16 protein-coding genes and 1 pseudogene are annotated in these 12,480 nt (G+C 57.4%); 6 read left to right on the top strand and 11 right to left on the bottom strand.

From position 1 onward, the window contains the following. Position 1: 1 nt before the first annotated feature. The 7 genes and pseudogenes from QMG40_RS01265 to QMG40_RS01235 all read right to left on the bottom strand — a co-directional run. Positions 2-283 (bottom strand): annotated as a pseudogene (locus QMG40_RS01265) (transposase); the annotation flags it as partial. A gap of 223 nt (positions 284-506) precedes the next feature. Beyond that, entirely contained in the window at positions 507-1,289 is a 783-nt protein-coding gene (locus QMG40_RS01260) for a class I SAM-dependent methyltransferase (protein WP_283527100.1), read from the bottom strand. A 140-nt stretch (positions 1,290-1,429) separates the two neighbouring features. Further along, on the bottom strand, positions 1,430-2,050 hold the full coding sequence (locus QMG40_RS01255) for a hypothetical protein (protein ID WP_283527098.1): 621 nt from the start codon (positions 2,048-2,050) through the stop codon (positions 1,430-1,432). A 201-nt stretch (positions 2,051-2,251) separates the two neighbouring features. Beyond that, positions 2,252-3,232: a DUF2332 domain-containing protein gene (locus QMG40_RS01250; RefSeq protein ID WP_283527096.1), complete on the bottom strand. Its 981-nt coding sequence runs from the start codon at positions 3,230-3,232 to the stop codon at positions 2,252-2,254. Between the two features lie 90 nt (positions 3,233-3,322). Beyond that, positions 3,323-3,934 carry a GrpB family protein gene (locus QMG40_RS01245; RefSeq protein ID WP_283527094.1) on the bottom strand — a complete coding sequence of 204 codons (612 nt, stop codon included), beginning with the start codon at positions 3,932-3,934 and terminating at the stop codon, positions 3,323-3,325. 271 nt (positions 3,935-4,205) lie between these two features. Continuing rightward, positions 4,206-4,496: a GNAT family N-acetyltransferase gene (locus QMG40_RS01240; RefSeq protein ID WP_283528562.1), complete on the bottom strand. Its 291-nt coding sequence runs from the start codon at positions 4,494-4,496 to the stop codon at positions 4,206-4,208. Between the two features lie 168 nt (positions 4,497-4,664). After that, positions 4,665-5,111 carry a bleomycin resistance protein gene (locus tag QMG40_RS01235; protein ID WP_283527092.1) on the bottom strand — a complete coding sequence of 149 codons (447 nt, stop codon included), beginning with the start codon at positions 5,109-5,111 and terminating at the stop codon, positions 4,665-4,667. 232 nt (positions 5,112-5,343) lie between these two features. On the opposite strand from QMG40_RS01235, the gene QMG40_RS01230 reads away from it, so the two are divergent. Then, a complete protein-coding gene (locus QMG40_RS01230; protein ID WP_283527090.1) occupies positions 5,344-5,985 on the top strand; it encodes a GNAT family N-acetyltransferase in 642 nt (213 codons plus the stop codon). 84 nt (positions 5,986-6,069) lie between these two features. Here the strand turns inward: QMG40_RS01230 and QMG40_RS01225 are convergent, their stop codons facing one another. After that, positions 6,070-6,468, bottom strand: coding sequence for a winged helix-turn-helix transcriptional regulator (locus tag QMG40_RS01225; protein WP_283527088.1), 399 nt, complete (start codon positions 6,466-6,468; stop codon positions 6,070-6,072). Between the two features lie 96 nt (positions 6,469-6,564). Here QMG40_RS01225 and QMG40_RS01220 point away from each other — a divergent pair, with 96 nt between their 5' ends. Continuing rightward, complete coding sequence (locus tag QMG40_RS01220; protein WP_283527086.1) at positions 6,565-7,365, top strand: NAD(P)H-binding protein; 801 nt, start codon at positions 6,565-6,567, stop codon at positions 7,363-7,365. Positions 7,366-7,484: 119 nt separating this feature from the next. Here QMG40_RS01220 and QMG40_RS01215 read toward each other — a convergent pair whose 3' ends face one another. Next, entirely contained in the window at positions 7,485-7,991 is a 507-nt protein-coding gene (locus QMG40_RS01215) for a GNAT family N-acetyltransferase (protein WP_283527084.1), read from the bottom strand. Between the two features lie 35 nt (positions 7,992-8,026). Between QMG40_RS01215 and QMG40_RS01210 the strand changes: the two genes are divergently transcribed. Then, entirely contained in the window at positions 8,027-8,191 is a 165-nt protein-coding gene (locus QMG40_RS01210) for a recombinase family protein (RefSeq protein ID WP_283527082.1), read from the top strand. A gap of 21 nt (positions 8,192-8,212) precedes the next feature. Then, positions 8,213-8,341 (top strand): helix-turn-helix domain-containing protein, encoded by a 129-nt coding sequence (locus QMG40_RS17340; RefSeq protein WP_459252938.1) that lies wholly within the window; start codon positions 8,213-8,215, stop codon positions 8,339-8,341. A gap of 102 nt (positions 8,342-8,443) precedes the next feature. On the opposite strand, the gene QMG40_RS01205 is transcribed toward QMG40_RS17340, so the two are convergent. Continuing rightward, entirely contained in the window at positions 8,444-9,745 is a 1,302-nt protein-coding gene (locus QMG40_RS01205; RefSeq protein WP_283527080.1) for an MFS transporter, read from the bottom strand. A gap of 829 nt (positions 9,746-10,574) precedes the next feature. Here QMG40_RS01205 and QMG40_RS01200 point away from each other — a divergent pair. Both QMG40_RS01200 and QMG40_RS01195 read left to right on the top strand, forming a co-directional pair. Beyond that, positions 10,575-10,958 (top strand): hypothetical protein, encoded by a 384-nt coding sequence (locus QMG40_RS01200; RefSeq protein WP_283527078.1) that lies wholly within the window; start codon positions 10,575-10,577, stop codon positions 10,956-10,958. Positions 10,959-11,049: 91 nt separating this feature from the next. Further along, on the top strand, positions 11,050-11,538 hold the full coding sequence (locus QMG40_RS01195) for a GNAT family N-acetyltransferase (protein ID WP_283527076.1): 489 nt from the start codon (positions 11,050-11,052) through the stop codon (positions 11,536-11,538). 313 nt (positions 11,539-11,851) lie between these two features. On the opposite strand, the gene QMG40_RS01190 is transcribed toward QMG40_RS01195, so the two are convergent. Continuing rightward, entirely contained in the window at positions 11,852-12,457 is a 606-nt protein-coding gene (locus QMG40_RS01190; protein WP_283527074.1) for a recombinase family protein, read from the bottom strand. Between the last annotated feature and the right edge of the window lie 23 nt (positions 12,458-12,480).

Below are 12,480 nucleotides of genomic sequence, written 5' to 3'. Positions count from 1 at the left end.
TTTAGGCGGCGGCGGCGAGTTCGGGGAGGATCACCGCCTCATCGATGGCCTCGGGAGGGTCGTTCATGGTGGCCAGTTCAAGCATTGAAGCTTCGGAGAAGTAGCGGCGTTCGGCCGCTTCCCACTCGTCGTGCTGCTCGATCAGGACCGACCCGGCCAGGCGCAGCAAGGCTGCCGCGTTCGGGAACACCCCGACGACGTCGGTGCGGCGCTTGATCTCCTTGTTCACCCGTTCCAACGGGTTGGTCGACCAGATCTGTCGCCAATGGCACCGCGGGAATCCTGAGGTGTGTCAAGGGAGGCTGAAGGCAGTAAAGGACTCGGGGATATTAATTACCGCAGTGCATCGGTGAGTCTCATGTGTCCCGTAAGCCGGGTCCGCCAACGGCTAGTCTGAGGGCCTGTCGCAACCATGGACTCGAGTTCTGTTGTGTTGTCCGCTGGGGAACCTCCTGCGGGATCCTGTTCGGGGCTAGGAGGACCATCCATGTGAAAAGTCGCTGCTCCTACCCCATGACACCACTGCCGGGTCGTTGTAGGCGAAAGGCGGCGGTGATGTGGGGGAATCTAACCAAGCCGGTGTCACATGACGCTGCTTGTTCACCCAGCCTACGGATTTTTCCAAAGACATCGACGTGGTCGGATCTTTGCACGACGTAAGCCCATGAGCTGGCGAGTTGAACAAGTTGGTCAACTGACAGCTCGTAAATGAAAGGGAAATCCTTGCGTATAAAGGCGCCTCGTCCGGCAAACTCTCCGGGCACGCTTTGGGTTTGGTCAGCGGGGGTTCCGTCCGGCTCGACGATTGCAGCGAGTTCTTTCACCCACTGGCTGGCGCGGTCCCAGGTGTGCCAGGCAATGCCCATCATGCCGTTTGGCGTCATTACACGATCACATTCAGCTATTGCACGTTTGGGGTCTACCCAGTGCCACGCCTGGAGACAAACAATGGAGTCCACACTTCGATTTCCTAAAGGGATGCGTTCCGCCGAACCGCTGGCAGTGCTGATACGATCAGCGACGCCGGACGGGAGCTCCTCGCAGATCGTTCGGAGCACGGACAGCATGTCTTTGGACGTATCGACAGCGGTGACGTCGTGACCAAGAGTTGCGATGGTCCGGGTTCCCAGGCCGGTGCCAGCTCCCAGATCCAGCACTGCCAGCTGTTGACTGCGCGAGGGTGACCCCATCAGCCACGAAACCACTTCCGCCGGCCAAGCGGGGCGAGCATCATTATGCAGAACAGAATTACTGCTCGAAACAGTTGGCGCACTATGGATCTGATTCATACTTGCCAGCCTAGCGAGTAACAGGTTCGGGCTCGTTTTGAAGGTCTAGCATTAACCGACACAAAGCATCAGTGGACCGGGCCGTATCGCCTCGCCCGTAAGCGGAACCTCCTGCGGGACAGGGACATCCAGTGGACCCGTCAATCGCCCGCGCTTGGCGGCAGCTCGTCTCGATCAGCTCTCACCGACGCAGTGTCAATTCGGGGATCGTTTATCAGTTGCCGAAAGATGGGTAGCTCTGCGGCCACGATCAACGAGTCTGGGTATAGCCGAGCACCCCATGCGAGACGCCGTTCGGCATCCCACGCGAACTCCGGGACCCTTCGTCCGGCCCGCACGTCGTCTGGACCGAGGTTTGCCTCGAAGTATTCCTCCCCGAACACTCGCCTTGGCGAGCTGGTATGCGGTGCTTCGGCGTAGCCCATCCAACGGAGACATTGGAGCTCGACAACGCCAATCACATCACGAAGGGCGTTTGCGGTTTGTTCATCCAACTCGCCCATACAGGAGACGAGGTCACGAACCGACGGGTGTTCTTCGACGATGCCTGTGGTCGCTTCAAACCAATCTAGCGAGGCAGAATGATCTTCTACCGCGACGTGCTGGGACCATCGCACAATGTCTTTCCCGTACTCGAGAGCGGGGTCTCGGAATGGGAGGTAAAGGCGCAGCATCGGTAGTCCGCGATGCGTTGCAGGGATGAAATTGCGTGCCTGAGTGGCCCATCCTGACCTTGCCAGACCCGTGCTCTCCTCGCCCATCCTGACATCATAGCTGGGCGGGGTGTTTCATGTTCAGGCGTCGAGTCCATGGATATCAGGAGTTGTGGCCACTGGTCTGATTTGTCAGAAATGCTCTGCTGATAATTTCACAAGGTGCCAGCACAGACGACTCTGTTCCTAGGGGAACCTCCTGTGGGGCGGTTTCACGAGGCGGTGATTGATTGTTTGTTTCAAGGTGTGTCATAGCCAGGTCATTGAGGCTCCGTGGCCGTGCGTCCAGGCGAGAGCTTGTCCGTCGAGTGCGAGGACGAATGTCGGGCGATCTGCTGGTACGGAGGGTCCAGTCGCGGTGATCTCGGGTAGGACGTTTTTGCCTTCGTTGGATACCCAGCGACAAAGGCCTTCCTCAACGAGTTCTATCATTTGGGACTGGAATTGTGCTCGTTCTTCGGTGGTGAGGTAGGCGATTACGGCGCTGTGGAAGACGACGACTTGGCCGTATTGCGAGGCGATGCCAATGTGCTTTCGCAGATCGGTGAGAATGTTTCCCGGTGCCAGATGTGGAGGATCTTGGCGGGCGATGTCGATGGCTGCTTCGAGTCTCAGGCGGCGGTCGTCTTGCTCTGGCCAAACAAGGTTCGTTAGCCAGGCCATCGCATCAGTGTCCTGAACATCAAGGGGATTCAGGTCTATTCCACCTCGCCAGGTGATCGTTGGCAGAGCGGAGGGAGGTGGTGGTTGGCCGTGGACTGCACAGGACAGTGTTGGACCGCCGGAGCCGGTCCGTTGATGCTTTGGTACCCAGTCATAGTTATAGTGGTCGGGATAGAGGCAGAGGCCGGCGCTGGCCCCGGCCTCGACAAGTGCCAGCGGTCTGCCAGCTTCTGCTTCGATTTGCGCGAAGACGGGCGTGAGTGTTGCGAGTCGCCCGACTTCATTTGTTTGAGTGGAGCGTTCCATGATGGTTGTCCGAATCGGGCCTTGGTCACTCAGGAGTGCCTCACGCAGTGCGGCATAGGGGCCGGGTGCAGGAACTCCGTGCCAGCGTGCCGCGGCGAACACCAGGTTCGGTTGCTGCTTTATCTGAGGCAACTCTGCTATCCAGGCCATGACCTCTTCATCACCTGCAACTCCTTGTGCCCATTGTTCAAAGCACGGTGAGTCCTGGGCATCGTCGGCGAAGGAACGGTACTGGCTTGCGACATCAACGAAGAGATCCATTCCCACATTCTCCCCCTAAGCCCACCGGTTCCGAGCCGTCAGCCCGCAAGCGGAACCTCATACGGGACTGCGTGGCCCATCGTGAATTTCTTAGTCTTTGAGTAGGCCCGTGGCGATGAACGCCCGACGGTAGATCTTTTTGATGACAATTTCCTTGCGTGCGTTGTACTGCATGGAGTGCTCGCCAGCGGCCCGTGATAAAGCTGCCGCTTCACGCTTGGTATCTGCGTACAAAACACGATCGTCAATGTTAGCGCGAAGCCAGTCGCGGAAGATTCGATGCTTAATGACCTCGGGACTGTCATAACCGAAAACATGTAGGTGGCAGGCTGGCTCCGAGTAGCGCAGGACACGATGACCAAACCACCAAGGTTCCCGAACCCTGAGTTCGAAACCTGCACGCTCAAGGGCAGGAACGTATGCTGCCTCATCATTTGGGTCTGCAACGATCAGATCAATGTCGATAATAGGTTTCGCTGGGAGGTCCGGAACGGAAGTCGAACCAACATGTTCGATGACCAACGCACGCCAGCCCAGAGCCTCCTCGATCTTCTGGGCGAGCAATTGGAACTGCCCCGGCCACGCGTCATTCCATTCGGCTATCTCGAGTTGCAGCGATGGCCCGGCGCCAGGAACGTATGGTGATTGGCCTTCGGGAACGGGCGGCTCGTGAAATTTTACGATGTCGTGTGGGAGTGGCATGTCCCTATTATCTCTGACCTGCTCCGCATCTGAGATCGTCAACACTCGCCTGGTGTCACAGTCCCGTAAGCCGGTCGGTGCGCAGACCGCTGAGACCACGGCGCCACTTTTGATGGATCGCTGTTGGCCGCATTCCAGAGGGGAGCGGTCTGTGGGACAGGATTCTCGGTAGAGGATGTACCTGCACGCTCATCTTCATGGGTGGATAGGGCATTGACGATCCGGATGAGCTATCGACGATGCACTCTTTCTACGCTTGTGCCGGTTCAAACTAGCGGGCAAGTATCGCATAAACATACTCCGAACCCCATCGATCGCCATCGCGGTCATTCTCGATGAGATGGGCTTCCTCTCGCATTCCCAAACGCTCACACAATCGTCGTGAGGCCTCGTTCTCTGCGTCCAGACGAGCAAATACCCGATGAGCGTTCTCAGCTGTAAACAGGTAGGTAAGTAGCATCTTCGCTGCTTCTGTCGCGTAACCCCGACCCGGCCCTTGGCGAACAATGGAACAGTATCCGGCGCTAACGGTCTTGGTTTGTTGACCTGAGTGTGAATTCAGCGGCGGTGAAGCGGCGCCGGGAAAGCCTGTAACAGTTCTTCCGTTCTGTGATGTTGGTCCGGTCTTGAGGCTATGTTGGGGTTATGCCGGTTGAGTTTCTCACTGATGTCCAGGCTGCGGCCTACAGTCGCTTCATAGTGCCGCCGTCGCTGGCGGAGTTGGAGCGTCTTACATTTCAGGATTTGAAACTCTCTGCCCGACAGAGGATTGGAATCGGAGGAGGTACCCGTCGGGGTCCTGCACGAGAAACTGCGCGACGCCGGCCTCAGTTTTTCCTGTTCGGTACCATTTTGTTTCTGGGGCCATGAAGAGGGGCCAGTTTGCGGCTTGAAGTGCCGCAACTATCGGCTCGATTGACGACACAGTAATTTGGAAATTGATGCCTCGGCCAAGTGGCGGTTCCAATGCAGCTGGTGTCCAGTTTCGGCCGATGCCGGATTGCTCCAGCATCACATGTGCGTTACCGCTTGTGAGGTAGGCAAAGCCTTCTTCTGGGCGGTCATAGGAAACATTGAAGCCGCACAATCGGCACCAAAAGTCCAAGCTTTCCTCGATAGCATTGACGAGGAGTTCCGGAACCAGGCCTGGGCTGCTCGTTTTGTCTGGGGATGTCATAGATTCAATAGTGCCAGCTGGATTGCCGCGCCGTGGACAACTAATCGAGTTCGCTGGAGAGTGCAACTATCGTCGGCGTCATACCTATTGGACGAAGGCAGATGTGCTCCGCCCAATGCTCCAGCGGCGTCTCGAATGCCGAACCTTCTGCGGGGCAGTGGAGGAAGTTGGCCTGCGTTTTCTCGCGTGTCTAAACGCAAACCGGTGGATGCTACCGTGCGATACTGGCGAAGTGCTGAACGATTACTGGCCTCTCGCCCACTTGAAGCTTGCAACCAAGCGGTTGGAACTCCGCGGTCCTAACGATGAAGAGTTATCCGAGCTGGCTCAGGTCGCGGCCAACGGCGTACACGAACCTGGCGAGCAGCCGTTTCTGACACCATGGACAGATCTTCCTCCTCGTGAGCGGGCACTTCACGTGATGCAACAGCACTGGAGCCGACGGGGCGCGTGGTGTACGGAGGATTGGGCCTTGGAAATGGGCGTATTCCGAGGAGACCAGCCAGTAGGCATGGTCACGCTGAAGGCACGCAATTTTCCTGTACTACGTGAAGTAAAAACCGAGTCGTGGCTTGGCCTTGAATTTCACCGGCAGGGTATTGGTACTGAGGCCCGGACGGCCTTGCTGAGTCTTGCTTTTGAGGGACTGGGAGCCGTCACCGCACTGACCGAGGTGTTCCAGGACAATGTTGGTTCGCAAGGCGTCTCGCGTCGGCTCGGATACCTTCACGATGGCATCTCACGGGACGTTCTCGCCGGGCGAGCCATCGTCTCCGACCGTCTTCGCCTCGATGCTTCAGATTGGGTACCGACCGAACCAGCGGATTTGGTCGTTACCGGCCTGGCAAAAGCCCGTCCATTCTTCAACGTCTAGAAAGCAATTCCGCGCGACGCCGCCCGTAGGCGGAACCTCCTGTGGGACGGATTTCAGCTGTCTGCCGGCAATCGGCAATTGGAGCTATTGGATCGTATGGTCCGGGTTGGCGACATCGTAGTCAGCGCGGGACACCGCGATGTCCTCCCGGTGTGCAAGAGACCAATCTGCGAGTTGCTTCACCAGATGAGTAAGGCTGGACCCTAGGTCGGTGAGTTCATAAGTCACTTGTGCCGGGACAGTCGGGAACACTGTCCTGGTGACCAGCCCGTCACGTTCCAATCGACGGACCGTGAGTGTGAGCATTCGTTGAGAGATGCCGTCGATGGCGCGCTGCAGTTCCCTGAACCGTCGAATGCCTGAGGCGAGTTCGACAATCACTAAGACTGACCACTTGTCTCCCACTCGGGTCAGTACGTCTCTGATGCCGCAGTCGGGATGGTCTTCCTTTCCACAAGGTTCGAGCAGTGCGGTTACTTCCATGTGCCCCTGTGACAGCAAAGTGCCTCCTTGTGCGTTCTTCGGTGGTTACTGATGATGATCATAGTTACTTATCAGAACCAGAGTGAGGAATGCTTCATGATTTTAGTTACCGGTGCTTCGGGCCAGCTGGGCAGTGCCATCGTTGAATCCCTGAAGGCGGCAGGCGTGCCCCTGATTTCGGGAACACGCAGCCCTGTCGTTGGTTCCAGTGATCGCTATGTGGATTTTGACGACCCTGTCACCCTTGATCTCACCGGCATTGAAACTTTAGTGCTCGTTTCTGCAGGCTATGCAGAGGATGACGTTGTCATTGCTCGCCATGAACGTGTTGTCACAGCCGCGCAGCGGGACGGGGTACAGCACCTGATTTATACGAGTTTGACTACCGCTGGAGACCATTTGGGCTTTGCGCTGGCACACCGTTGGACCGAGCGCCGCATCCAGGAAAGTGGATTGCAGTGGACGATTCTCCGAAATGGGATCTATGCCGATCTGCTCGGTTCGTTGATGGCACCGGATGACGGCGTGATCACCTCACCGCTGGGCAAGGGTGGCGTGGCCGTGGTGACCCGGGAGGATCTGGCAGAGGCGGCCGCTGTTGTGGCGAGTAATCCCGGGGACCACGCCGGGAAGATTTACGATCTGGTGGGTTCCCACGCGGTCACGGCCGAAGAGGTTGCCCGGCATGCAGGGCTTCCCTACAATCCTGAATCCCTGAATTTACGGCGAATGACACTTAATGCCAGCGGTCTGCTGCCGTTTCAGCCAAGCATGCTGCTCTCGTTGTACTCATCCGCTGCACACGGATTCCTGGACGGTACGGGCAACGATCTGGAACAGCTGCTTGGGCGGCCCCTGACGGACACGGTCCCGGTTGCAGCAGGAGCACTTCAATAGCATCAAGAAATTGTGACAATGCCCGCACCGGCAGAGCGCTCGACGGTAAGTGCACCGCCCGGTATATGAACCTTGAGTGGGAATCCTGCCGATGGGAGAAGTCTCGTTCCCGGTGCCGATCAGTTTCCGGGCAGCTTCTTTTTCATTGCGTAATTGGTTAGCTGCACGCCGAGCATCACAGGGTGTTGTTCTGCCTCGACGACGAACCCGTATCGCTCGAAGAAGGGGCGGGCCGTGAGACTGACGTTGGCGGTCAGCTCTGTCAGTTGAGCTGCGCGTGCGCGGGCTTCAACATGGTCGAGCAGTTGCCGTGCGACCCCGAGCCGTAGGAAGCGAGGGGACACGAACATCATGTCTATATATCCTTGCTGGTTTACGTCGGAGAAGCCTGCCGGCACTCCATCCACGGTTGCCACATAACTGTTCCGCTCGTCCATCGCGGCGTGCCAAGTGGAGAGTTCGCGATCCTCTGGCCGTGCCCATGCCCGAATCTGCTCCGGCGAGTAATCGGTGGCAGCAGTTTCAGTCACTGCGGCGAGGAAGATGGCCAAGGTATCCGCAGCGTCCACAAGACGGTAAGGACGAATGGCCACTACTGGCGTATTGGTGTTTGTTTTCAAATCCACGGAACTAGTGTCCCACCTCGACTGACCGTGACGAATTGTCGCCTGTCAAGGCCGGAAGCGGAACCCTTACCGAAACATACAGTCCGACCGGAGAAGGGAAATTCTTCTTCATCATGATGGCCGCGTTCGCGGAACTCGAACGCGACATGATCCGCGAACGCACCATGGCTGGCCTCGCCGTAGCCCGAGCCCAAGGCTGAACAGGCGGGTACCCCACCGTTTTGGACACCGATACCCTCGCCGCCGCCCACGCCAGACACACCAACGGAGAAAGCCCAACCCAAATCGCCAAAGCCCTAGGAGTCTCCCGCGCCTCCATCTACCGCCACTTACCCATCAACAATCCCTGAACCACACCACCCAAACATGCCCCTTAGCGCCAGCCGCAGTTCCGCTACCGGTCAGACCTCATCTCTAAAGCCGAGGGCTAAACGCGCAATCCTGTTCCATTACTACTCAGACCCCAAGTCTGAAAGTGGTTTTCCATCCACAATATCTTCATTGCCGACGCCGTATCGCGAAACCGGGATCTGCTCGACCGGCCGCGGGCTGATCAGTTGTCCGAAGATCAGTACGAAGATCAGAGTAAGCATATACATTGCAGCGCCGGCCGCGAAGGCGAGCGCGGGGCCACCGCGGTCGATCAAAATTCCGGCGGTTGATGCTCCCAGAGCAACGCCGATGTTGTTCAAGGTATTCACCCAGGTCGACGCCTCTCGCTGTTCCCCCTCAGGCACCAACCCATCGGAAGAGACGTATGCGGTAATGAGCAGCGGCGCGCTAGCCAATCCGGCGCAGAACAGGAGAGAAGCGGTGGCAATCAAATTAGTCGTAGGGACGAGCATTAGGCCGAACGCTGCCGATACCGCGATGAGCACGGCCAGATGCAGACGCGGGCGGTCTTCACGAATGAAGTGCCCCCAGAGAAGGCCGCCGATGGCACTACCGATGGAAAGAGCAGCGAACAAATAGCCGACGCTCGGACCTTGCCCTACCGCCTCTGATCTCGCAACCAAAGATACTTCGAGGGGACCTCCGCCTAGGCCAACACCAAGAAGAACTAGAAGCAAGAAAACAAAACCTCGTCGCTTGAACGGTCCCGCCCAGCCGCTCGATGTGCTGGTCGTGGCGGTCGTGGACTTCATACTGTTGTGGCGTGATGTTGGCGAAAACACCAAAAAAATGGTTCCAATCAGGTTCATCGCGCCGGTGATCGCCGCGACGAGTGAGCTGGGCGCGATTAGGAGAATGCCGCCTACAACGAGTGGCCCCACAGAGTAAAGCACCTCCTCGACAATTCCGTCGAGGCTATATGCGCGGCGTCGTGCTGCCGGCTCGGGGGTGACTGCAGCCCAAATGGCGCGCATCGACGGCCCGAGCGGCGGCGCAAAGAGACCTGCTCCGACGGCAAGCGCGATGTAAGGGAGTGCGGCGCCGACGTTCTCAAATGCCAGCACGGAGATGGCGAAGACGCACAGAGTGAACCCGAGGGACAACCAGGGTAGAACTGCTTTAGTGCCTAGGCGGTCGATCAACCTGGATTTGAGCGGCATGAGAAAGCTGATGACTGCGTAGCCGCCGATCGAGGCCCCGGCGGCTGCATATGAGTGTGTCGCGCCCTGAATTGTGAGCAGAAGTGCGAGCGAGATCATCGCGTAAGACAGCCGCCCAATGGTGGCCGCAATGAATGTGATAAGTACTCCGTCGCGGCGGAGTATCGATCGATATGTAATCGTGGCGGTCGAGTCGGTCAAAGGTATCTCCTAGGGATAGCAAATAGCCCCGTAGCCGTTCTGGCATACGAGGGCATCTGTTCTGGCAAATGAGGTAAGAAAGACCCCAATTCGCTATCCCTGAAGCGTCATAGACAAAATCATAGTGGGGCGCCGAGGGAAATGAAGAGCACGGCGTCTAATAGCGCGTCGACCGGGCGACTGTTCGCTGGAGCGACGACGCTCTACGTCCTCTCCTTGCCCTATGGGCGGTGAGTTGGCCCGATGGAATGGTTCGCGACGTTCAGAGAAATTTCCTACGCCATCAAGTTCGCCCGGTACCCCTACAGGTGTCGCCAGGGGCAATCTAGATGTGGTTAGGTTCTGGCATGGGCCTGGAAGGGATGTCCCCTGAGCATGAACCACCCAAACATCGGATATTTCACTTATTCACATTCTGACCGCAATTTCATCTGGTGTATTACTGCGGTTGGTTTGAACGTTTTCAGATCTGCGACCATCGGCGCAGGTCAGGACTTCAATGCGGTCGTGGATTGTGCTCTCGTGAAGCTGTCCATCGATGTCATAACCTCCATGGTGTCAGCTCGTCAGCCTTGCCGTGGACCATCAATCGAATCGAGTAGCGGTGCCGATCGTCGCAAGCATCCTGCCTGGCGAAAGCAACAACGGCCAGAGGGAGAGGTGTAAGCGGATCTCAATTGCGGAACCCTCAGCGGGACGGCTGATCTATTAGCTATTGCCTCTGGGAGAAATGCTCACGTCAGATGTGTGCCACAACAACACTTCGGTTCCTGAAACTGGTTGACTGAGAAGACGCTATTCACACGAGTATGAGAAACCGAGGTAACAGGTGTTTGTTCGGTTTCAAGCGCACGTTCCCAACCGCCGAGGGATTCACACCGGAGTGTTTGGGCTTGCCAATGGGCTCGCCCATGAAGAAAGACTTAGCGACACGGAACGGGCTGCGTGGAGGGCTGGAAACGACTGGTTCAATCTGGCCTACCCTGATCCGTCCGAATCGAATCCCGGTGTCTATGATCCCCAGGTTAACCCGCAGGCAGCAGCTTGGTTCAAGCTCACCGCCACGCATTTGCTAGAACGCATCGAACCGTACTTGGAACTGCTCCGACGGCATGACGTGCAGGTTGTGAGACTCGTCAGCGACGATCCGGGGCAAATCGTCTATGAAGATGCGGTGCAGATCGTCGTCGTTCCTCACAAAGTCACGAATTGATTATCATTTCCAGAAGCCAACGCCGAGGCATCCCTGTCCGCAGGGGAAGTGCTAACCGGGATCTGAGAAGTCCCAGCAGCATAATGGTTCCATGACTACATATTTGATTCGAGCACCACATGAAGACGAATGGGAAACCCTCGCCGACCTTCATCTCGCTACCTGGAAAGAGACCTATTCAGGAAAATTCCCTGAATCGGAGTGGGGTCCGAATGCTCGGATGGCGCGAGTCGGTATGTGGAAAGCAATTTGTTCTGCATCACGGCCCGGCGACAAATTTGCAGTTGCTGAGCGTGAAGGGAAACTAGTTGGTCTAGCAGGTGCCGGGGCTTCTCAGGACGATCCAGCACCAAGGGAAACCCAGCTTTGGTTCATCTATCTTTTCTCCAGCGAACAAGGCACCGGTGCTGGACAGGAACTACTCGATAACGTTCTCGGAGCATCGTCTTCAAGCTTGTGGGTGCTCGAAGATAACCCAAGAGCGATATCGTTCTACAACCGAAATGGATTCCATGCAGACGGGACAAAAAGACCCACGGGCTTCGAAGCAGCAGGGGAAGAAATTCGGATGATTCGTTAGAATCTCAGCTTTTGACCGTTCGTTTCGACGTGGCGAAAGTTGTCCCGTAAGCCGGTCCGCCAACGGACGTATCTGCTGCTGAGCTGCTGCCTTGTCAGCGGTGGCTAATGAAGTGTCCGTATAGGGTGTCCGGTGAACTGTCCGGTGCGCGGGCGTCATACGCTACAGGGTAAATGGCTTTGGGTGATGTTCATCTGGGTGGGGGAGTGGTCTGGCTTGTCTCGATCTTAGGGACCAGCGGTACAGTGGTTGGCGATAAGCGCATGGTCATTTCAGGCCCTGGATTTCTTTCGCCGATCGGCCTCGACAAGATTCAGTTTTGGGTGGTGATCCAGTTTTGGGCGTCGATCTCTGCGATGCGTCGGTACAGGGTTGCCCGGGACATGCCTAGGTCCCTAGCGACGTGGGTGGCGGATTGGCCGGCGTCGATGAGTCGTCGGGCATTGTCGATCTGGCTGTTGGTGAACTGTGGTCGACGTCCTCCGAGGTCTTTGCCGGCGGCGCGTCGTTTGGTCACTGAATCGGTGATGCGTTCGCGTTTGATGTCTAGCTCCATTTGCGCCAGTGCTGCCATGACGGTGAAGACCATTGAACCCATGGGGGTGCCCGTGTCCACGTCGCCGCCTCCTAGATTCAATACACGCAGCCCGATTCCGCGCTCCCGGAACCCCTTGGAGAGATCTAGCATGTTAGCGGTGGATCGTCCGAGCCGGTCCAGGGTCGTGATCACGAGGGTATCGCCCTCGTGTAGGGCTTTGAGGGCTTTATCGAATCTTGGCCGGGCGGCCTTGGCGCCGCTGACTCCGTGGTCGGTGTAGAGGTCATCGCGGCGCACCCCGGCACCGAGTAGGTCAGTAATTTGTCGGTCAGCGTCCTGTGCACTGGTCGATACGCGTGCGTACCCGATGAGCTTGCCCATTTATCGTCTCCAAAGTGTCGCGC

Source organism: Arthrobacter antibioticus (assembly GCF_030063205.1).
GTDB lineage: Bacteria > Actinomycetota > Actinomycetes > Actinomycetales > Micrococcaceae > Specibacter.
This window is presented reverse-complemented; position numbering and strand designations above follow the sequence as displayed.

Coding starts and splice junctions, on each gene's coding strand:
- QMG40_RS01245 (WP_283527094.1), bottom strand. CDS start 3,934: ATGCCACTCCCACACGACATCGTAAAATTTCACGAGCCGCCCGTTCCC.
- QMG40_RS01235 (WP_283527092.1), bottom strand. CDS start 5,111: ATGACATCCCCAGACAAAACGAGCAGCCCAGGCCTGGTTCCGGAACTC.
- QMG40_RS01255 (WP_283527098.1), bottom strand. CDS start 2,050: ATGGGCGAGGAGAGCACGGGTCTGGCAAGGTCAGGATGGGCCACTCAG.
- QMG40_RS01260 (WP_283527100.1), bottom strand. CDS start 1,289: ATGAATCAGATCCATAGTGCGCCAACTGTTTCGAGCAGTAATTCTGTT.
- QMG40_RS01220 (WP_283527086.1), top strand. CDS start 6,565: ATGATTTTAGTTACCGGTGCTTCGGGCCAGCTGGGCAGTGCCATCGTT.
- QMG40_RS01195 (WP_283527076.1), top strand. CDS start 11,050: ATGACTACATATTTGATTCGAGCACCACATGAAGACGAATGGGAAACC.
- QMG40_RS01250 (WP_283527096.1), bottom strand. CDS start 3,232: ATGGATCTCTTCGTTGATGTCGCAAGCCAGTACCGTTCCTTCGCCGAC.
- QMG40_RS01190 (WP_283527074.1), bottom strand. CDS start 12,457: ATGGGCAAGCTCATCGGGTACGCACGCGTATCGACCAGTGCACAGGAC.
- QMG40_RS01225 (WP_283527088.1), bottom strand. CDS start 6,468: ATGGAAGTAACCGCACTGCTCGAACCTTGTGGAAAGGAAGACCATCCC.